Source organism: Chryseobacterium sp. StRB126, from assembly GCF_000829375.1.
In the GTDB taxonomy this organism is placed as follows: Bacteria; Bacteroidota; Bacteroidia; order Flavobacteriales; family Weeksellaceae; genus Chryseobacterium.
Genome location: NZ_AP014624.1, coordinates 2,615,987 through 2,635,336, shown reverse-complemented (window position 1 = coordinate 2,635,336; position 19,350 = coordinate 2,615,987). Strand labels below are relative to the sequence as shown.

19 protein-coding genes are annotated in these 19,350 nt (G+C 34.7%); 10 read left to right on the top strand and 9 right to left on the bottom strand.

Going from position 1 to position 19,350, the window contains the following annotated elements; genetic code table 11:
* Nucleotides 1-9 precede the first annotated feature (9 nt).
* Nucleotides 10-1,839 (bottom strand): cytochrome-c peroxidase, encoded by a 1,830-nt coding sequence (locus CHSO_RS11895; RefSeq protein WP_045496169.1) that lies wholly within the window; start codon nt 1,837-1,839, stop codon nt 10-12.
* 230 nt (nt 1,840-2,069) lie between these two features.
* Here CHSO_RS11895 and CHSO_RS11890 point away from each other — a divergent pair, with 230 nt between their 5' ends.
* Nucleotides 2,070-2,264, top strand: coding sequence for a hypothetical protein (locus CHSO_RS11890; RefSeq protein ID WP_045496168.1), 195 nt, complete (start codon nt 2,070-2,072; stop codon nt 2,262-2,264).
* A 107-nt stretch (nt 2,265-2,371) separates the two neighbouring features.
* Nucleotides 2,372-3,226 carry a nucleoside phosphorylase gene (locus tag CHSO_RS11885; protein ID WP_045496166.1) on the top strand — a complete coding sequence of 285 codons (855 nt, stop codon included), beginning with the start codon at nt 2,372-2,374 and terminating at the stop codon, nt 3,224-3,226.
* Here CHSO_RS11885 and CHSO_RS11880 read toward each other — a convergent pair.
* Nucleotides 3,219-3,491: a hypothetical protein gene (locus CHSO_RS11880; RefSeq protein ID WP_045496164.1), complete on the bottom strand. Its 273-nt coding sequence runs from the start codon at nt 3,489-3,491 to the stop codon at nt 3,219-3,221. The genes CHSO_RS11885 and CHSO_RS11880 overlap by 8 nt on opposite strands.
* Nucleotides 3,492-3,673: 182 nt before the next feature.
* Between CHSO_RS11880 and CHSO_RS25955 the strand changes: the two genes are divergently transcribed.
* Nucleotides 3,674-3,823, top strand: a complete 150-nt coding sequence (locus CHSO_RS25955) for a hypothetical protein (RefSeq protein ID WP_171817644.1) — start codon at nt 3,674-3,676, stop codon at nt 3,821-3,823.
* A 110-nt stretch (nt 3,824-3,933) separates the two neighbouring features.
* On the opposite strand, the gene CHSO_RS11875 is transcribed toward CHSO_RS25955, so the two are convergent.
* Both CHSO_RS11875 and CHSO_RS11870 read right to left on the bottom strand, forming a co-directional pair.
* Entirely contained in the window at nt 3,934-4,701 is a 768-nt protein-coding gene (locus CHSO_RS11875) for a hypothetical protein (protein ID WP_045496162.1), read from the bottom strand.
* Nucleotides 4,698-5,126 carry a MarR family winged helix-turn-helix transcriptional regulator gene (locus CHSO_RS11870; RefSeq protein ID WP_045496160.1) on the bottom strand — a complete coding sequence of 143 codons (429 nt, stop codon included), beginning with the start codon at nt 5,124-5,126 and terminating at the stop codon, nt 4,698-4,700. The genes CHSO_RS11875 and CHSO_RS11870 overlap by 4 nt, the downstream gene beginning before the upstream one ends.
* 336 nt (nt 5,127-5,462) lie before the next feature.
* Between CHSO_RS11870 and CHSO_RS11865 the strand changes: the two genes are divergently transcribed.
* The gene (locus CHSO_RS11865) at nt 5,463-6,215 is read left to right on the top strand and encodes a DUF3667 domain-containing protein (RefSeq protein ID WP_045496158.1); all 753 of its coding nucleotides are present in this window, start codon (nt 5,463-5,465) and stop codon (nt 6,213-6,215) included.
* 135 nt (nt 6,216-6,350) lie between these two features.
* Here CHSO_RS11865 and CHSO_RS11860 read toward each other — a convergent pair whose 3' ends face one another.
* A complete protein-coding gene (locus CHSO_RS11860; protein WP_045496156.1) occupies nt 6,351-7,628 on the bottom strand; it encodes a hypothetical protein in 1,278 nt (425 codons plus the stop codon).
* Between the two features lie 257 nt (nt 7,629-7,885).
* A complete protein-coding gene (locus CHSO_RS11855) occupies nt 7,886-8,443 on the bottom strand; it encodes a DNA-3-methyladenine glycosylase I (RefSeq protein ID WP_045496154.1) in 558 nt (185 codons plus the stop codon).
* A 138-nt stretch (nt 8,444-8,581) separates the two neighbouring features.
* Here CHSO_RS11855 and CHSO_RS11850 point away from each other — a divergent pair, with 138 nt between their 5' ends.
* The 6 genes from CHSO_RS11850 to CHSO_RS11825 all read left to right on the top strand — a co-directional run bounded on the left by CHSO_RS11850 (nt 8,582) and on the right by CHSO_RS11825 (nt 14,671).
* On the top strand, nt 8,582-8,881 hold the full coding sequence (locus CHSO_RS11850; RefSeq protein ID WP_084220970.1) for a hypothetical protein: 300 nt from the start codon (nt 8,582-8,584) through the stop codon (nt 8,879-8,881).
* 120 nt (nt 8,882-9,001) lie between these two features.
* The gene (locus CHSO_RS11845) at nt 9,002-9,811 is read left to right on the top strand and encodes an enoyl-ACP reductase (RefSeq protein WP_045496151.1); all 810 of its coding nucleotides are present in this window, start codon (nt 9,002-9,004) and stop codon (nt 9,809-9,811) included.
* A gap of 307 nt (nt 9,812-10,118) precedes the next feature.
* Nucleotides 10,119-13,235: a type VI secretion system Vgr family protein gene (locus CHSO_RS26100; protein WP_185114278.1), complete on the top strand. Its 3,117-nt coding sequence runs from the start codon at nt 10,119-10,121 to the stop codon at nt 13,233-13,235.
* The gene (locus CHSO_RS11835) at nt 13,235-13,606 is read left to right on the top strand and encodes a hypothetical protein (protein ID WP_045496149.1); all 372 of its coding nucleotides are present in this window, start codon (nt 13,235-13,237) and stop codon (nt 13,604-13,606) included. Before CHSO_RS26100 ends, CHSO_RS11835 begins: the two co-directional genes overlap by 1 nt.
* Complete coding sequence (locus CHSO_RS25030) at nt 13,603-14,307, top strand: hypothetical protein (RefSeq protein WP_052480577.1); 705 nt, start codon at nt 13,603-13,605, stop codon at nt 14,305-14,307. Before CHSO_RS11835 ends, CHSO_RS25030 begins: the two co-directional genes overlap by 4 nt.
* A gap of 10 nt (nt 14,308-14,317) precedes the next feature.
* On the top strand, nt 14,318-14,671 hold the full coding sequence (locus tag CHSO_RS11825) for a DUF4280 domain-containing protein (RefSeq protein ID WP_045496147.1): 354 nt from the start codon (nt 14,318-14,320) through the stop codon (nt 14,669-14,671).
* An 82-nt stretch (nt 14,672-14,753) separates the two neighbouring features.
* On the opposite strand, the gene CHSO_RS11820 is transcribed toward CHSO_RS11825, so the two are convergent.
* Genes CHSO_RS11820 through CHSO_RS11810 form a run of 3 tightly spaced genes read right to left on the bottom strand, consistent with a single transcriptional unit; the run spans nt 14,754 to nt 19,349 of the window.
* Complete coding sequence (locus CHSO_RS11820; RefSeq protein ID WP_045496145.1) at nt 14,754-16,193, bottom strand: glycoside hydrolase family 30 protein; 1,440 nt, start codon at nt 16,191-16,193, stop codon at nt 14,754-14,756.
* Nucleotides 16,194-16,230: 37 nt separating this feature from the next.
* Nucleotides 16,231-17,139 carry a family 16 glycosylhydrolase gene (locus CHSO_RS11815; protein ID WP_232509191.1) on the bottom strand — a complete coding sequence of 303 codons (909 nt, stop codon included), beginning with the start codon at nt 17,137-17,139 and terminating at the stop codon, nt 16,231-16,233.
* Nucleotides 17,127-19,349, bottom strand: coding sequence for a glycoside hydrolase family 3 N-terminal domain-containing protein (locus CHSO_RS11810; RefSeq protein ID WP_045496143.1), 2,223 nt, complete (start codon nt 19,347-19,349; stop codon nt 17,127-17,129). The genes CHSO_RS11815 and CHSO_RS11810 overlap by 13 nt, the downstream gene beginning before the upstream one ends.
* Nucleotide 19,350: the final 1 nt, after the last annotated feature.

The following is a 19,350-nucleotide window of genomic DNA, read 5'->3' as shown; positions in this document are numbered from 1 at the left end:
TCTTAACCTCTACTTCGCTTTACTCACATCAGTAAGGGCATTCAGAAAGGCAATAATCTGATTTATCTCGGTTTGGGTAAGGTTTAATTTATCAGGAGCAAGTGTCTGGTTTTTCATCTTTACTCCTAATCCTTCTCCTCCACCTTCATTATAGAAATCAAGGACTTCTTCTAAGGTATTGAAAGCCCCGTTATGGAAGTAAGGTTTTGTAAGGGCAATATTTCTTACGGTAACGGTTTTGAATGAATAATCATATATCCATGATTTTTCTTTTTTAACCGGGCTGTTCCCTCTTCCGGGATCCTGATCCAGTTCTATAGGAAGCTGTTTTATTGGTTTTGTGGTTACGCCAAGAACTTCGGACTCATTTTCATTAAAGAACGGTGGCACTAATCCTGAAAAATGAGGAGCAAAATGACAGGTTGCACAATTGGCTTTTCCCATGAACAGGTTGAACCCTTTTTTCACATCTTCAGAAACATTTTTTTCATTTCTCATGAAACGATCGAAGTCACTATCAAAAGAATATAAAGAGGCAACGTAAGAGCTTAAGGCCTTTGAAAAATTTTCCTTATTGATTTTTCCGTCTTTAAAAGCAGCACGAAATGCTTTTTTATATTCAGGTTTTGTTTTTAACTTCTGAATGATGCTTTCGTAGCTTGTATTAAATTCATCTTCATTATAAATTACGTGTTCAGCCTGTTGTTCAAGATAAAAAGCACGCAGATCATAGAAAAATCTTTTTGCAAAAACAGCATTGTATAAAGATGGTGAATTCCTCAGCACGGTTTTTCCTTCTACATTGCTGGGAGACTTGGCTTTAAGATCTGTAAAGGCATTCTCCTGAAGGTGGCAGGTTGCACAGCTCATTTTTCCGTTACCACTTACATTCTGGTCATAGAAAATTGATTTGCCAAGATTTCGAAGATCCGGATTGTCTTCTGAAGACTTCAGCAGTGTATAAAAATAAGGATCTAAAAAATCACTGCTGAAAAGGTTTTTATTTCTAACATTCCAGCCTGAGAATTCCTTCAGATCATCAGGTCTGCCATCCCATCTGCCCAATTCTTCATACAGAGGCTGAATATATTTCTTATAAAACTCAATTCTGTCAAAGGTTTCAAAACCCTTATTCTTTGAAAGATAGCTCATAGCTTCCGTTAAGGTCTGATCTGCTTTTTGGGTATTATAGTTTTTAAAGTAAGGATCATCATTGATATATTTTTGCATTCCTGAAAGAGCATGACCGGCTTCTTCGGAAATATTCAGGGATCCCGGAGTATCGAAACCGGTTACACCCAATGAATATATCCTGATTAATTCTATACGCAAAGGCAGTGTTTTATTATTTCCTTTACTCATTCCATTTTTCATAGCACTCAGATAAAAACCGGAATAGCTATTGTATAAAAAATCGGTAATTGTTTTGATCTTTTCTTTTTCATCTTCTGCTTCTTCAGAAAATATCAGTTCATCCAATACCTGCAATCCTTCAGGAGGAAGCGTATATGATGATGTTCCTGCAGCCTCAATATGAAACAGAGGAGCCGCATTCAGATGAGTTTTAGTGAATTCAGGATAATGATACGCAATATAGAACTCAATTTCTTTAAATGAATTTCTTGTGTTCTTTAATGATAGCTGTAATTCTACAAGAGAAATACGGTCTTCAGAAAACTTACGGACATCTGATTTCAATTGCTCTAGTTTTCCTTTAAAATCAGACAACCCTTTATTAACAAATGTATTCTCGCTTTCTTTTCCTTTGTAAACAGGATTAAAGGACATTACTGCAAATCCTATCAAAAGGACGATAACAAGCAGTGGATAGGATCTCATGAATTTTTAATGACAAAGCTATCAATCTGATGTTATCTCAATTTTAATAACAGATTAAATAATGTTTATATTTTTGATACAATATTTTTCACTAATTTTAGACCCCGAAATCAGATTCATTATTCTTTAAGGAACGGGTTATTCTAACATACCGGTAAAATAATGGCGAGAGGTTATTGGGAGAGGATTTTTTTTAATTAAATTCAACACATCAAAACTAAAATAGGAGTATGAAAACAAAATTATTGTTTGCTGTTACAGCAAGTTTCCTTTCTCTTACAGCATTTTCACAAAAGAAAAAGCAGATGGATAAGCCTGCCAAACAACAGGAAATGGCTATATACTCCGAAAAAAAAGGGACTACCTCACAGGGAAAAGATTCCAAAAATTTTGAAAAAACGGCTGTTACTGTATATGAACTGTGATGGGAGGACAAAAAAGGATGATTGAAGAATATGATTTTATTTATCAACTTATGGCTTCACCTATAAAGAAGCAATTTTCATAGATTAAAAACAAAAAAATATAAATTATGCTAAACAAACTTGCTGCTTCAGAGCTTATTCTGAATGAAGACGGAAGTGTATACCACTTGAATCTTTTACCCGAAGATATTGCTGATAAAATCATCCTGGTGGGTGATCCGGACAGAGTAGCAAAGGTTTCAAAGTATTTTGATACCGTAGAAATTAAAAAAAATAAAAGAGAATTTTACACCCATACAGGAACACTTCGTGGTGAAAGAATTACTGTAATGTCTACCGGTATCGGAACTGAGAATATTGATATTGTAATGAATGAGCTTGATGCTCTTGTAAACATTGATCTTAAAAACAAGGAATTCAAAACTGAGCACAAAGCCCTTGAATTATTCCGTATGGGAACTTGTGGAAGTGTGAATCCTGATGTAGAGGTAGATAATATGCTGGTTACTCAAAACGTAGTAGGGCTAGATGGTTTAATGCACTTCTATCAGGACTACAGTTTCGAAAATGACTTCTCTAAAAGCTTCATGGAAAGATTCCCTTACGAAAAGATCAAGCCCATGCTTTATTTCTCAGACTGGGCAGAAGAAATGGGGGAATATTACAAGGATGCCAAATACCACGGAAATACAGCTACTTTTCCAGGTTTCTACGCTCCACAGGGAAGACAGCTTCGTCTAAAAGCTGTAGATGATCAATTCCTTGAAACATTGAATGACCTTGGTGTTACCAACTTTGAAATGGAAACATCTGCGATCTATGCGTTCTCAAAATTATTAGGCCACAAAGCTATTACTGTTAATAATGTAGTAGCCAACAGAAGACGTGGAGAGTTCTCTAAAGACCACCACAATTCTGAAAAAAATCTGATTACTTGGGTTCTTGACAGAATCATTAAATAAAACAAATGGTACAATCCATTTCTATATGAATAAGAGCCTTTGGAAAAACTCCAGAGGCTTTTTTATAGGTTTTGGCTAAAGCCAGATTGAGTTTTTGTTTATTATTGAATGGGCTAAAGCCCATTTCTATTGAATTTTGGTCTCGCAGATTTTGTTGATCGTACATCCACTCTTTGTCATTGACTACGTCGAAATAACATTCATCGACTGAAAGGAGATAATCTTTGATTCTCTTAGGAATCTCAATATTACCACTATCAAGCATTTAACAATATTCATGAACTATTAACCTGTAAAGTCATTAAAGAAAAAGCCGAAATTTTTTCTATTGTTTTTCATCATAAGCTATTCTTTATTAAATTAATTTATTAATATACAATAAGGTTTCCCATAATCTAACTGTAAACTTTACCGATAAATTCACAATTGAATTTTAAACTTTAGATTATGGCAAAAACATCGCCGTGGCATAGCACACAAAGCTATGTACATCACAACAACAATAGTTGTACTGAAGGAAATAACATTGAAGCAAGAAACAGAAAATCTGGAACAGGAGGAAAACCATTATGTTCACACTGTTCAAAACTCAGTTAAATAATTTGTTATTCCTTTAAAGGTTTACTTCTAGGAGTAAACCTTAATTTTTTAAATACTATTAATAACAAAAGTTTCTAAACTCTTATCGGATTACAATTTAAAAGCAATTATAAATGAAAAAACCTTGGATCCGGATATTCAAACACATACCCTAGTTCTGAAATCAGTTTTGAAGAAAGGATAATCTTTCCTTTTATTTCCGTCTCCTCTTCTCTATTTTCTGCTATATTTTTCTGAGCATTAAGTACCTGAAATTTTGCCGGATGAATCGGAGCGGTTACATTATATAAACCTGTTTTTGTTCCGTTTTCGATCATTTTTAAAAGAATGCCAGCAATATCTTTATAATGTATGTGATTCACTGCAAAATCCAGATTAGCTATGTTGTAATTTTTCAATAATCTGTTGCCTCCCATCAAGCCTCCTAACCTTAAGATATTTACCTGCGGATATTTGTTTCTTACCATTCGTTCCCCCGAAACTTTTTCAACGGGAATATCTTCTTCACTAAGCTCTTTCGAAATATCCGGATAAACTCCTGTAGAGCTCATCAAAAAGAGCTGCCCTTTAAAATCACCAATAAAAGAGGATAAATTCTGGATTCTATTGTATAAAGAACTTACACAGCAGCTTTTCTCTGAGATCGGAATGGTAACAATTAACACATCAAGATTTTCCATAGCTTGCCATTTGGGATATGGCTCGGTAAGCTGATAATCCGGAAAATTAGCAACTACAGCATATATACCTTTAGTATTGAGCTCATCTGCTTTTTCAACGGTTGTAGTGGTTGTATATATTTCATATTGATCTGATATGGATTCCGTAATCCTGGCGCCCAGCCAGCCGTATCCGATGATTCCTACTTTTTTCATATTTTTGATGTGGATTGTGTTGATAATATTTCATCCAGACCAGACATTAGCTGTTGCTTTTTATTCTCATCAAGGTGAAAACACCCCTGAACCGATTCCGGGATATGCTTAGCTTTCTCTTGTAATGCTTTTCCTTCTTTTGTAAGACTAATAAGCACTACCCTTTCATCTGATACACTTCGGGTTCTGTTCACCAATCTATTTTTTTCCATACGTTTCAGCAAAGGAGTTAAGGTTCCGTTATCCAAATGAAGATGTTCACCGATCTTTCCGATGTTCATGTCCCCATTCTCCCACAGTACGAGCATGACCAGATATTGGGGATATGTTAATGAAATTTCATCCAAATAAGGTTTATATAGACTTGTAATATATCTTGAAACCGCATAAGTCTTAAAGCATAAATGTTCTGACAGAGCAATCATAATTCATATTTTAAAAAACAAAAATACTCAATTTACTTTGTGCACAATACTTTTGTCTACAAATTATTTTCAATTAAAATCATAAATCAAAAGCATCGTCTATAAAAGGCTCGACAGCACCCAGAGCATATTCATAAATATTAAATAAAATCCTTGTAACAATCATAAATATTATTTATTTTTAATATTAATTTAATAAAAATACCTATAGGAGTTGGTTCTTTACCCTTTATACTTATAGCTTTTCATCTTATTTTTTTGATTATCTGGAAAAGTCAGAAAGAAATATGTAACGAAATTAGGTCTTGTTAGTCTAACTCAAAAAAGTTTTACAAAATGCATAATACCTGTTTAAACTGCAGCGAGCCTGTCACTACAAAATACTGCGGAAATTGCGGTCAAAAAACCAGCACCCACAGATATTCTTTAAAACACTTTATAGAACATGATTTCATCCATGGAGTATGGCATGTGGATAAAGGAATTCTGTTTACATTAAAAGAATTATTTACCAGACCCGGAAACAGTGTCCGTGAATATATTTTGGGGAAAAGAGTTAATTATTTTAATGTTATAACCCTATTGTTATTAACGGCTACGATTTCATCATTGTTCTCCCACTATTCAGGTATGGATTATAGTGTTTTAGTCTCTGATAATGTTAAGGAAACAATGAATTCCTTCCAAGAGCTAACCACATCTTATTTTAAAATTTTCCTGCTTCTTACTATTCCTTTCAACTCTTTTTTCAGTTATCTATGGTTTAGAAAAGCAGGATTTAATTATTCTGAACACATTGTTCTTAATGCATATAAAACAGGAGGAGATATGATTGCCTTATTAATACTTACTCTTATCACATTTTTATTTAATAACTCAGCTACTCTTATCACGGCTTATTTTTTTGCATTTACTATATTTAGTCTCGTTTATGGATTGTGGTTTTATTCCCAATTCTTCTCCCAATCCGGATATTCTAGAGTCTCTTTATTTTTAAGAAGTCTTATGATTCCTGTTTCATTTATTATCTTCCAGTCTGGTGCTGGATTTATTGGAGGTATTATGGTATCCTTTTTAAAAACATTATAAAAAGGATTTCTGTAATTCATATATTCTGAAAACAGTATTGATAGAAATAGAATCTGTGAGACATCCAATAAAAAAAGACCTCCAAAAACGGAGGTCCTAACACCATATCAACTATAATAAAACTTATTATCAAATTTAAAACTCATTAATCATCACATAAAAATGACCAGAGTTCAGACTATTAGCATTTCCTGAAATATTGGTAAGATTAATCACAATACTGGAAGTAGAAGTCATTCTTGGATTAGAGATAGAGAATATTGAATTTCCTGCAAAATCCCCGGCTGGCGAAACTACAACTACAGCTCTTGTAGAGCCCGGTTGAAATCCTGATGGAATTGCAATTTCCAAGGTAGCTGATTTTCCCGGGGGCATATTATTGACGGAAACTCCCGGCCAAACTTCAAAACTGATCTGATTCTTCTGTATACTTCCTTTTTCACCAAATTTATACTGTCCGTTTACATCTAATTTTGCAGATGTATTTGGAGCCCCCGTGCCAATGCCTACATTCGCATTATTATTTCCCAACACAATAGCATTGGCCTGTGAGGTAGTTGCTCCATATCCTATTGCAGTAGAAAATTGTCCCAAAGCATTTGCTCCTGAGCCTACTGCGGTAGAGTTTTCTTTATTAGTAACAGTATTATATCCTAAAGCGGTTTCACTGTTTGTATTGGTTTTCGCATTATATCCCACTGCAATAGATTGAAACCCTCCTGCTGAAGCATTGTTGCCAATTGCTGTGGATTCGTTTTTACTGGTTTGAGCATTGTAGCCAATTGCTGTTGATTTAAAAGCTCCTGCTGTTGATTTATTTCCTATTGCCAGTCCATCATTTGCAGAAACTGCAGCCGCACTCCCTATGGAAATCCCCTGAAATGCAGAACTTGAACTTCCGATGGCAATGCCGTTCTGGCCGGCATTAGCGCCCAATCCAAAACTTACAGAATTATCTACCCCTAATCTTCCCGCTGTAGCAGCATTTACTTTGAAGATCAGGTCATCCATTGTTTTTGTTCCTAATGATAATGCTGTATTAGCTCCACTATATGTACCAGCATTATCTCCTGTTGTATTCCAGCCTGTTGCGTAATCGCTTTTATTCGTAATATTGGAAGAAGTGATGAGTTTGTTCCATTTGGATGCAAACCAATAATAAAATCCAGCCTCTGTTAATCCAGCTTTTCCATTATTCCAGACAATAAGACCATCAGCGGGAAAAGGTACTGTAACAACATCTGTATCTGAATTCAGGGCAATACTTGGAAGAAGGACTCCTTTATCTTTAGCACTCACATGAAGCATAGCAGAAGCATCCGGACTTGGCAACCCAATCCCAACCTGAGCAAATGTAAAAAAAGTAAAGAGTAAAAAGAGAAGACTAAATCTTGATTTATAATTTCCTTGCATCACCTATGTTTTTGGAGGTGCAAATATACAAAATTTTTAATAAATCAATAACTTTATTGATAATTTAATAATTTAAAACACCCTCATGTGATTAAAACAAAAACTACTCACCTAAAATTGAAAAATCAACTAATAAACAATAAGTTAAACACCCTTTATCTATTATCATTTGGTGATTTAAAACACTATATCCTTCAAAAAAAACAGGCACACTATTATCAAAAAATATCACAAAATTTTGAATAAAATACAATTTATTACTTCCTAATAAAACAAGTTTCAATATGATCATTTATCATCCCTGTGGCTTGCATATGTGCATAAATAACTGTTGAACCAACGAATTTAAATCCTCTTTTCTTCAGATCTTTGGAAATCTTATCAGAAATTTCTGTAGTAGCCGGTACTTCTGATAAAGCTTTGGGCATATTATCAATTGGAGTTCCATTTATAAAGCCCCAGATATATTTTGAAAAACTTCCGAATTCTTTCTGAACCTCCATAAATTTCTGAGCATTGGTTACGGCAGCCAATATTTTAAGCTTATTCCTTATAATTCCGGAGTTATTCATCAACTCTTTTATTTTTTGATCTGAATAAACCGCGACCTTTTTATAATCAAAATCATCAAAAGCTTTTCTGAAGTTTTCTCTTTTAGAAAGAATCGTATACCAGCTCAACCCTGCCTGAAAACTTTCAAGAATAAGGAACTCAAAGATTGTTTCATCATCATAAACAGGTCTCCCCCATTCTTCATCATGGTATTTTCTGTAGAGATCATCTTTCTCACACCACCCACAGCGTATATTTTCCATAATTATCAATTTTTATAACATAAAGATAAGATTGATTTAGAAAAACATAACAAAAGATTATGAAAATTTTAACAAAGAAGCCTGATTTTAGGAATGGTTATTGTTTATTCAAGACTACCAAACCAAATTTATAGTATTATGAACAATTCAGATTACAACAAAGCGGAAAATGCAGTAAACAATGTAGAAAATACTTTACAAAATGCTACGGACAAAGCCAAATGGAAAATCAATGAATTGGCAGACAAGGCCAAAGATTATATCAATGAAAAACGAAATAATGACGAAGAGGCCAACCAGCAAGACTGGCTAGACAGGGTAAAAGCTAATGTATCCGATGCATGGGAAGACATTAAAGATAAAGCAGATGAGGCTTGGGAAAAAACTAAAGATGCTGCAGAGGATGTGAAGGCAGAATGGAACAAGAAAACCAATTAAAATTTCAGTCATATAAATATTTTCAAGAAAATGGAGTCTTATAATTGATAAGGCTCCATTTTTATTATGTCATAACCACAATTATTGCTACATTTGTATTTCAATAAACATTAAAAAATTATGTCATACGGTTTACTTAAAGGCAAAAAGGGAATTATATTTGGAGCCCTTAATGAACAATCTATCGCATGGAAAGTTGCTGAGAGATGTCATGAGGAAGGTGCAGAATTCATCTTATCTAACGCTCCTATCGCTTTGAGAATGGGAGAACTTAATGGTTTAGCCGAAAAAACAGGTTCTGAAGTAATTGCTGCAGATGCTACTTCTATCGAAGATCTTGAAAAACTTTTTGATGCTGCTGTTGCAAAATTTGGAAAAATCGACTTTATCCTTCATTCCATTGGAATGTCTATCAATGTAAGAAAAGGAAAACATTATACGGAAATGAACTACGATTGGTTGGAAAAAGGCTGGGATATTTCAGCAGTTTCTTTCCATAAAGTAATGCGTGTGGCTTGGGAGAAAGACTGTATGAATGAGTGGGGAAGCATCCTGGCACTTACTTATATTGCTGCTCAGAGAACATTCCCGGATTACAATGATATGTCTGACAACAAGGCTTATCTTGAAAGCATCGCAAGAACTTTCGGAAACTATTGGGGGGAAAGAAAAGTACGTGTAAATACAGTTTCTCAGTCACCTACCATGACTACTGCAGGTAGTGGTGTGAAAGGTTTCGGAGGATTCCTTGGGTATGCAGAAGATATGTCTCCACTAGGAAATGCTACGGCTCTTGAATGTGCTGACTATTGTGTTACTCTTTTCTCTGATCTTACTAAAAAAGTAACGATGCAAAATCTTTTCCATGATGGAGGTTTCAGCAGTTCAGGTGTTACTCAGAAAGTGATTGGTAAATATGATGCTGAATAACAGTATTTAAATATAATAAAACAAATCGGCGGCCTCTTCGAGGCCGCCGATTTTGCATTTTAGAAGCTCTTCATATTCAAAAAGAAATTTATAATCTTAAGAAGAAACGCAGTCATTAGATCTTTGATTTATTATTCAGATACAAAATAGTAATATAAACAAGGGAAATAGCAAAAAGCCACATAACTATATGATTATCAACAAATCGTAGTTTTACTACAATTTTTCAAATTTTATTAAATATTATATTTATGATATGATTTTTTATCTAACTTTAGTGACTTAACTTCAGGAAAACACACAAATCATGAAAAAAAACACATCAAATTCAGATAAAATATCAGAGAATCATATTTCGGGTATTAACCGTGTGGTAAAGCTTGATATTGTGATTGATGGAAAACCTATCAGTCACTTTAAGCACTTCTGCCTGCAACAAAGCGCCAAAACCCATCATCAATTTGAACTTACTCTAGCGCATGATTCTTTAGGGGAAACACAAAATCATAACTTAGAACAAGCAAAACAGTTTTTGGGGAAAAGATTGACCGTTACTTTCAAGTATAAAGATCCTGAAAACGAAAGCCCAGAACGGACATTTGTAGGAGTTATTATGAAGGTAGCATTTAGTCAGGAAAAAATGAGTCTGGGAAATATTGTACTAAAAGGAAATAGCCCAACCATTCTAATGGATTCTGCTCCGCATACTCAAAGTTTTGGAGGCAATCAGCCAGTCAACACTTCTATTATTGCTGATAGGGTAATTAAAGAATCTTTGGGAACTAATGAGTTTGATTTTATAATAGATACACAAAATAAGGGGTATATTAATTATAGTTCACAATATTGCGAAACTCATTATAATTATTTAGTAAGAATTGCAGAGGCTTATGGGGAACAATTCTATTATGACGGAGAAACATTACACTTCGGAAAATTACCACCTCATGAAAAGTCCATAAAGCTTATTGATGGCAGTAATGTAAGTGATGTACATATAGAATTAAATGCGATACATATCAAACCTGAATATTTTGGATACAATAGTAGTAATCACGCAAAGATGATTGGGGTTGATCATCATATCAAACATCTTGGTGAACTATCATCAGAAACATACGAGATTAACAACAATATATTTAAAACCCGCTCATTGACTCCTGCTCCCGTTAACCCTAATATGTTTCTTGATATAGACGATTCTCAGAAGAGTGCAAGAGGAAGTAAAGCTGTAGATGTTTTTACAGTTTCAGGAAAGACAACTGTACCATTCCTTTATACAGGCTGTGTTGCGGATTTAGCTATGAGAAAACCTGATAGCAATCAAACTTCACACTTTACCACTTTGATGATGACTGAAGTAAATCATGAAGTTGATGCAAGAGGATATTATACAGGAAGTTTTCAAGCAATAGCTGAAGGAACTGGCTTTATGCCTAAACCTGATTTTATAATGCCAAAAGCTGAGTCACAAGTAGCAACTGTTATCTCTAATATAGATCCTTTAAATCAAGGAAGAATACAGGTAAGGTTTGACTGGCAACTGAATGATACAACCCATTTTATCCGAATGATGAGTCCTGACGCAGGCGGAACAGATGCAATAAGCCAAAACAGAGGATTTGTTGCAGTCCCTGAAATTGGAGATCAGGTAATGGTAGGTTTTGAATATCATAATCCTGATTTTCCTTTTGCAATGGGAGGAATGTTTCATGGTAATGTTGCCTTGGGAGGTGGGGTAAACAATCACTTGAAATCCATTCAAACCAGAAGCGGAATTAAAGTTTTAATGAATGATGCCAATGGTAGTGTGACCATTAAAGATCCAAGTGGAAATATCTATTTTATGGATGGCGGAGGAAACATAAACGTTACAGCTCCTAATAAAATCACAATGAATGCAACTGATGTTGAAATTAATGCCAATAATAATTTCGACATTAACGTTACTAATAATATGACATCAACAGTAGGAAATACAGCAATGATGAACTATCTTCAGAAGACGTTGATGAATACTCCTATTATGTTGCAGACTGTATCCGAACTATTCCACGCTCAGGCAACAAAAACAATTATCAATACAGAAAATGAATTATTCATTCAGGCAAAAGAAGCGAATGTTGCAGGTACTCAAAAACTATTCATGCATTCTGATCAGAATACTATTGTGAATAGCAAAGGTGTTGTGGATATGCATGGTAAAAAAGGGAACAATCAAACCAATAAAGCACAACCATATAAAAAGATTCCCATATATATGGATGGCAGATGCTATGTCAAATTTAGACCTCAAACTAATTGGAGTGGAGAATATGGCTTTGACTGGATGAGAATGGGAGATACTTCTTTACCAGGAGATACTAAACCTAATGCATATAAATTTATTTCATCGAACTATAATAATCTAAAAACAGCTTACCAACAAAGAACTTTTACAAGAAAAGATAGTAGAGGAAGAAGAACAACATTTACCTACTTTGTCCCTTGGCTGACATTATACCCTAAAAATGAAGTTCCAAAAGGATTTACCCATACTTCAGCAAAATTAGATGTGACTATTGATGTAGAGGTGGAACCAATAAGACTGGAAATTGAATGTGATGATTCATCATTATTTAGTTTTGATAAACAAAGTTTTTCTCAAAAAACAAAAGGAATTCACAAAACTACAATTACTATAACATGTTTAAAATCTTTTGATAAATACCAAAGTATTAAAGTTATATCTGTTTTTAAGAATGCAAAAGGTGAGGAAGAAAAAGCATTGGCAGGAAAATTATTAGTTACCCCTAATAAACAACGTTATAAAGTAGATTGTGTAATTGTAAAGGTACATACAAATATTAATGGTACTCCCTCAGAGAGTAAACCAAGTCTGAACAAACAATCTACACTAAATCTATACTTAAGACAGGCTTTGGTAAACCCTAGTTTTCAAAATGCAATCGATTTAGATTTAAGATCGGACACCGATTCATTAGGAAAGAGAACTGGTTTAAGGACACTATTCAATAAAGAAGCAAATGTAACTGGTGGAGTGATTCCTGATGGGGCAACAGATAAAATTCAAATATTTCTAAATAATCAGGTTAAGGCTAAATATGGAAATAAATATGATAATGTTTATAAATTCTATTTTATAGCCCAAACTGCTGGTGGGCTATTTGGTCGTGCATTTGGAATTCCTTCATCTGCAAGATCAGTTGTGGTGTATAATCCTGGTTTTACAGATAGTACTATCGCTCATGAAGGCCTTCATGCAATGGGATTAGAGCATCCTTTCCATGGTGGTGAGCATATGTTTAAGCGTTCAATGACTGATAACATTATGGATTATTCAGATATCGAAAGCGGAATACCTGTTATTCAAGTATGGCATTGGCAATATCCTTTTATTTATAAAAATGTTAAAAAAATATAATGATGAAAAAAATAGTCTTTTCATTTGTTATTTTTTGTGTAGTCTCTTGTAAAAAGAATTTGGATAAAACATTATATGAAGCCAGAGTAGGTTCATCTTGTGCAAAAACATCTTCTGGTGGATACATGATATATGATTCCTGCCGTTTAATCTTTAATCCAAATAAAGTTAAGATTCAGTACTATCAAACGGATACTGATAATCCTCAAATAATGAGAGAAAATAAGATTGAATATCATAAATATACATTTGACGGAAATATAATTGATATTGATAATTTTCAATATGGCAAATTATTTTATAAAAAAGATTTACTTTTTACATTATACAGAATTGAAAGTACTGACACTTTAAAATTTATTAAAAAATGAGAAAAATAATTTTAATACAGTTATTGTTAATAATAATTTCTTGCCATTCACAAGAAAAAGAAAAAGCGGGCAAGATAATTAAAGACAGGTCACAGCCTACCCAAATAGAAACCTCAATAAACCCTAAAACAATGCAAACTTATACAACCGAAAAATTTGATATTGAAAACTATTTTAAACATAAAAATAAGGAGTCTGGAAGTTATGAATATATTGATAAAAATGGTTACAAAGTATACGAAAGTGATATTGATGGATACACCTTTTTAAAAGATATCACACCATTAAATTCTTTATTTATAACACATAAGAAATATTTTAAAAACGGCTCTCTAAACACAATGTGGGAAACGTATGGACAATATGGCTTTATAAAAGGCAATAAATATGAATATGATGAACAAGGTAAACTTACGAAAGTTGAAGATTGGGATAAACCCTTTAAATTCCACTGGGAACAAGTCAAAAAATATATTGAAAATGATTTAAAATTAGATTTACTAAAAGATCAAGTTGTAGTAACAAATAATTCTGTATTGCAAAATAATACTTCTACTTGGGAAATTAATTTTAAAGGAAAATATAAAGATGTATTTGGGGTGTATTACCTGACGTTAGACGGAGCAAATGGAGAATTATTAAAAGTAATTAAAATTTTGGGTCGTGATGGTGAGAAGCAAATAGTTTACGAAAAAAAATAAACTTCATAGAATGCCACAAAAAATCACTGATACCGCCCAATTATCCTGTAACCAAGGAACAACACCAAGTACCCTTAGTGTTACCAGCCAGAATTTCTCTACGGCTGAAGAAAAACATATTGCTACGGAGCAGGATAAACAGGCAAATGTAAATATTAAACCTTTTGGGCAATGTAAATTAAAACCTACTTCAGGGGGATATTTACCATGTACTCCTGCTCCAACGGCTTGGCAAAAGACCACAGAAAAAGACACTATCAATAATTACAAAATTCTTACAGAGGATTCATTTTGTATGTGTGGTACAGGTGGAAAAATTGAAGTAGTGAACAAAGGACATGGAGAAAAACATGAGATAAAATAATCATTACATATAATTCCTGATATAAGAATCGGCGGCCTCTTCGAGGCCGCCGATTCTCTTTTAAAATAATAGTAATATGATGTTATAAAATTACGGTCTGTATAGAATGGGCGGGTGCATTCAGCTTTGCAGCCATCCCTTCAATCCAAAGATTGGTTTCAATATCGTTATCTGAATCGTTCATGATTACCGTTACCAGCTGGCCGTTTTCATTCATAAACGCTGAAGAAGTTAGTGCTGCTCTGTTGGAAGAAGAACCTATCCTTTGTGCATTAGGTTTAATATACTTTGAAACATGTCCGATGTAATAATATTCATAGGTATAAAACACCTCTCCTGTCTTTGTGTCTGCAATGATTGGAGCGAAACAGAAATTTCCTTTATGGTTGGGGCCTCCCGTTTCATCCAGTAAAATATTCCAATCTGTCCATAAAGCATTTCCTTTATTAAAATCGTTCAGCATATTCTTGCTGTACAGTTCTCCAAGGCTTACGTCATAAATTCTATCCATGGCAAACTGCTCTTTACAACCTTCTGTAAAGGCAAGAAATTTATCCGGAAAAGCTCTGTGTGTTTCTGCCAGATTATCAAAAAGCTGAGTCTTATTATTCCATGTTTCGTACCAATGATATCCAATTCCATGGGCATATTTTGAAGTTTCAGGATCGCTGAGCGTGGTAGTTGCTCTTTGATAAATCAAATCTCTGTTGTGATCCCAGATCATTACTTTTTTATCTTTATATCCGTTTTTCCATAAAGTTGGACCTAGATTATTCTTTAAGAAATCTCCTTCTTCTTCCGCTGTATAGATGCATGATTCCCAAGACTGTGTGGCCATAGGCTCATTCTGAACAGTTAACCCCCAGACATTAATTCCTCTTTTTTCGTATTCTTTGATGAACTTAATATAGTAGTCGGCCCAGGTCTGATAATATTGGTTTTCTAGTCTTCCGCCTTTGTATAAACTTTTATTGGATTTCATCCAGGCGGGCGGGCTCCATGGAGAAAAATAGAAGGTAAAATTATTTCCTATTGCTTTTTGGGCTTCCTTAATCATCGGAATCTTATACTTCTCGTCGTGAGCAACATTGAATGTTTTTAACGAAGTATCATTATCCTCCACATAGGTATAAGAATCACTGGAGAAGTCACAGGAATTCATATTAGTACGTACCACAGTATATCCCAATCCGTTCTTACCAAAATAAGCATCCAGAATTTCCTTTTGCTTATTCTTTGGCATTTTATAGAAGGTCTCTGCGGATGCATCTGTAATAGCCCCCCCTATTCCGATCAGTTTTTGATATTTAAAATCAGGAGCTACAAAAATACAGGCTTCCGTTTCTTTTGGCTGTCCAAACTGTTCAAATTTGACGGCTCCTTTGTCTGTCATTCTTTCATTCAATTTAGAATTGGTCAGAATTACCTTAGCTGTTTTTCCTTCATGTTTTTTCCAATAATTCTGGGCATTGACATTGATAACAATACCTACTACAAAACAACTTACAATTAGTTTTCTCATGATTTTTTATTTTTGGACTACGATGTCCCCTTTTTCATTATTTATTTTGATAGACTCGTACATAGTCTATATAATACTTCTGTGGGAAAATATAATCATCAACACCTTCTTTTCCACCCCAAAAACCACCTATCGCCAGATTTAAAATGAGAAAATAAGGCTGATCAAATGGCCAAGCATCCTTGGTCTTTTCTAAGTTTTCATAAGTGAAAAATTTCTTATCATCTATATAAACATCAATTTTTTCCGGGGTCCAATCTGCTTTATACACATGAAACTTTTCACTTACATCTTTTACAACCATAGTATCCGTTTTCTGTGTTCCCTGGATATGATTGTATTTTTTGGTATGTACTGAAGCATGAATATATCCCTGATTATATCCTACATGTTCCATAATATCAAGTTCACCATCATCCGGCCATTTCTTCATGTCCTCACTCATCATCCAGATAGCCGGCCAGGTTCCTCTGCCTTTTGGAAGTTTTGCACGTACTTCTACCGTTCCGTATTGAAAAGAAAATTTTCCTTTGGTTAAAAGTCTGGCCGAAGTATATTTATTTCCCTCCCAATTTTCTTTTCTGGCTTCGATAACGAGATTTCCGTTTTCCATACGGGCATTTTCCAGCCTGTTTTTTGTATAAAACTGAGCTTCTTCATTTCCAAATCCGTTCCCTCCAATATCATAATTCCATTTTGAAGAGTCAGGAAGTCCTCTTCCATTAAATTCATCGCTCCAGATTAATTTTCTGCCGGAATCAACTTTGGTTGAAGTACAATTTGTTACCGATAAAGCCACTATTGTACCTACACAAAGCTGGATAATATTTTTGGATTTTAAATTCATACAATGTTTATGGTCATTATGTTGAGTTAAAGTCTTTTTAAGATCTTTCTTTATATTGAGAAAATTAAATCCTGTTTCTACTGAGTTTATTTCTGCCAATTAATTCTTTTGGTTTGTACATTCTGAGAATTGGTTCCCACCATAATATCAAACTCACCCATTTCCCAGTCAAAATTCAATTCGTCATCAAAAAACTTCAGATCATCCGGCGTCAGGGTAAATTCTACTTTTTGGAATTCTCCTTTTTTGATGAATATTTTTTTAAAACCTTTCAATTCTTTTACAGGCCTTACTACTTTCCCAAAAAGATCTCTTATATAAAGCTGCACCACTTCTTCTCCGTCATATTTACCAGTATTGGAAACAGTAACGCTTATATTTAATTTCTGACTTCCTTTCAGGTTTTCGGAACTTAGAATCATATCGGAATAAGTAAAGTCTGTATAGCTCAATCCAAATCCAAACGGGAATTTCGGATCGTTGTCAAGATCAATATATGCTGAAACATAATTTCTGTCTGTATTATTTTTTGCTGGTCTGCCCGTATTGTAATGATTATAATAAACCGGAATCTGTCCTTCAGTTCTTGGAAAAGTCATCGGAAGTTTTCCACTTGGGTTTACTGTTCCAAACAGAACATCAGCAATAGAATTTCCGGCTTCCGTTCCCAGCCACCAGGTATAAACAATAGCAGGAATATGGTCTGCTGCCCAGTTGAAAATCAAAGGTCTTCCTGCATTAATCATAAGAATAATCGGTTTTCCTGTTTTGGCAACTTCTTTCAACAGATCTTCCTGCACCCCAGAAAAGCCAATATTGCTACGGCTTTTTGCTTCACCACTCATCGCATGTCCCTCTCCTAAAGTCATAATTACCACATCTGATTTTCTAGCTGCCTCTATTGCTTCTGCAAACATTGTTTTATCCTGATCATCTACATTACATCCTTTTGCATACAATAAGGTAGAGTTTTTATCAAGTTGATTTTTAATCCCGTCAAACTGTGAAACAATTCTCTGGGTATCATCTTTAAAAGCAATAGACCAAAACCCATGATTAGCTACGGTTTCCTTTCCGAACGGACCAATCAAAGCCACTGTCTTTACTGACTTTGAAAGCGGAAGGATATTTTCTTTATTTTTAAGGAGCACCATGCTTTTAGATCCAAATTCTCTTCCGAATTTTCTATTTTCCTGGTTATCAACCTGTTCTTTCTGTCTTTTTTCATTACTGAACCGGTAAGGATCGTCGAAAAGCCCCATCTCGAATTTTTTGGTTAAAATTCTTCCAGTAGCATCATCCACCAGTTTAGCATCTACTTTTCCTTCTTTAACAAGCTTCGGAAGTTCTGCCATATATACTCTACTTTCCATATCCATATCGCTGCCTCCCTGTATTGCTTTTTCAGCAGCCTCAGCACCATTTTTGGCAAATCCATGAGGAATCATTTCTCCAATACTCCCCCAGTCCGAAACCACAAAACCTTTATAATTCCATTTTCCTTTTAGTAAATTTCTTTGGATATATTGATTGGCTGTTGCTGGAATTCCGTTGATATCATTGAAAGAATTCATGAACGTAGCAACTCCCGCTTCGGCTGCAGCTTTAAAAGGTGGAAGGTAGGTTTCATTCAGTTGCCTAAGGCTCATGTCAACAGAATTATAGTCTCTTCCCCCTACCGCAGCACCATATGCTGCAAAATGTTTTGCACAGGCCATAATGGCATCGAGGCTTCCTAATCCTTTTCCCTGAAATCCTTTAATTCTTGCCAATCCGATTTGAGTTCCGAGGTAAGTATCCTCCCCCGAACCCTCCATCACTCTTCCCCACCTTGGGTCTCTGGCAATGTCTACCATCGGCGCAAAAGTCCAGTGGATGCCATAAGCTGAAGCTTCTGTAGCTGCAATTCTTTCTGATTTCTCTATCATTCCCAGGTCCCAACTCGCCGCCTGTCCAATATTGACAGGAAAAGTAGTTCTGTATCCATGAATAACATCCTGTCCGAACAATAAAGGAATCTTCAACCGGGATTGCATAGCCAGTTTCTGAAATGCCCTGGTTTCTTCTGCTCCTGCAACATTAAGCATAGAGCCAACTTTTCCCTTTTTGATTTCTTCCAGCACTGCAGCTGAATTAGAATGCTGAGGTCCTGTGGCGTATTCAAACCCGCTATATTGAACCATCTGCCCTATTTTTTCTTCCAGTGTCATTTTAGATAAAAGCTCTGCTACTCTCTGATCTGTTGTTTTCTGTGCGTAGATGCTCATTCCAAATGCTGAGAATGCCAGTAACAAATAAACTCTCTTCATA

Excerpts from the sequence above, each read along its gene's own strand:
- CHSO_RS11890 (WP_045496168.1), top strand. The coding sequence starts at position 2,070 with ATGAAAACAAAATTATTGTTTGCTGTTACAGCAAGTTTCCTTTCTCTT.
- CHSO_RS11845 (WP_045496151.1), top strand. The coding sequence starts at position 9,002 with ATGTCATACGGTTTACTTAAAGGCAAAAAGGGAATTATATTTGGAGCC.
- CHSO_RS26100 (WP_185114278.1), top strand. The coding sequence starts at position 10,119 with ATGAAAAAAAACACATCAAATTCAGATAAAATATCAGAGAATCATATT.
- CHSO_RS11835 (WP_045496149.1), top strand. The coding sequence starts at position 13,235 with ATGATGAAAAAAATAGTCTTTTCATTTGTTATTTTTTGTGTAGTCTCT.
- CHSO_RS11865 (WP_045496158.1), top strand. The coding sequence starts at position 5,463 with ATGCATAATACCTGTTTAAACTGCAGCGAGCCTGTCACTACAAAATAC.
- CHSO_RS11880 (WP_045496164.1), bottom strand. The coding sequence starts at position 3,491 with ATGCTTGATAGTGGTAATATTGAGATTCCTAAGAGAATCAAAGATTAT.
- CHSO_RS11820 (WP_045496145.1), bottom strand. The coding sequence starts at position 16,193 with ATGAGAAAACTAATTGTAAGTTGTTTTGTAGTAGGTATTGTTATCAAT.
- CHSO_RS25955 (WP_171817644.1), top strand. The coding sequence starts at position 3,674 with ATGGCAAAAACATCGCCGTGGCATAGCACACAAAGCTATGTACATCAC.
- CHSO_RS11810 (WP_045496143.1), bottom strand. The coding sequence starts at position 19,349 with ATGAAGAGAGTTTATTTGTTACTGGCATTCTCAGCATTTGGAATGAGC.
- CHSO_RS11855 (WP_045496154.1), bottom strand. The coding sequence starts at position 8,443 with ATGGAAAATATACGCTGTGGGTGGTGTGAGAAAGATGATCTCTACAGA.
- CHSO_RS11885 (WP_045496166.1), top strand. The coding sequence starts at position 2,372 with ATGCTAAACAAACTTGCTGCTTCAGAGCTTATTCTGAATGAAGACGGA.
- CHSO_RS11860 (WP_045496156.1), bottom strand. The coding sequence starts at position 7,628 with ATGCAAGGAAATTATAAATCAAGATTTAGTCTTCTCTTTTTACTCTTT.
- CHSO_RS11895 (WP_045496169.1), bottom strand. The coding sequence starts at position 1,839 with ATGAGATCCTATCCACTGCTTGTTATCGTCCTTTTGATAGGATTTGCA.
- CHSO_RS25030 (WP_052480577.1), top strand. The coding sequence starts at position 13,603 with ATGAGAAAAATAATTTTAATACAGTTATTGTTAATAATAATTTCTTGC.
- CHSO_RS11850 (WP_084220970.1), top strand. The coding sequence starts at position 8,582 with ATGAACAATTCAGATTACAACAAAGCGGAAAATGCAGTAAACAATGTA.
- CHSO_RS11825 (WP_045496147.1), top strand. The coding sequence starts at position 14,318 with ATGCCACAAAAAATCACTGATACCGCCCAATTATCCTGTAACCAAGGA.
- CHSO_RS11875 (WP_045496162.1), bottom strand. The coding sequence starts at position 4,701 with ATGAAAAAAGTAGGAATCATCGGATACGGCTGGCTGGGCGCCAGGATT.
- CHSO_RS11870 (WP_045496160.1), bottom strand. The coding sequence starts at position 5,126 with ATGATTGCTCTGTCAGAACATTTATGCTTTAAGACTTATGCGGTTTCA.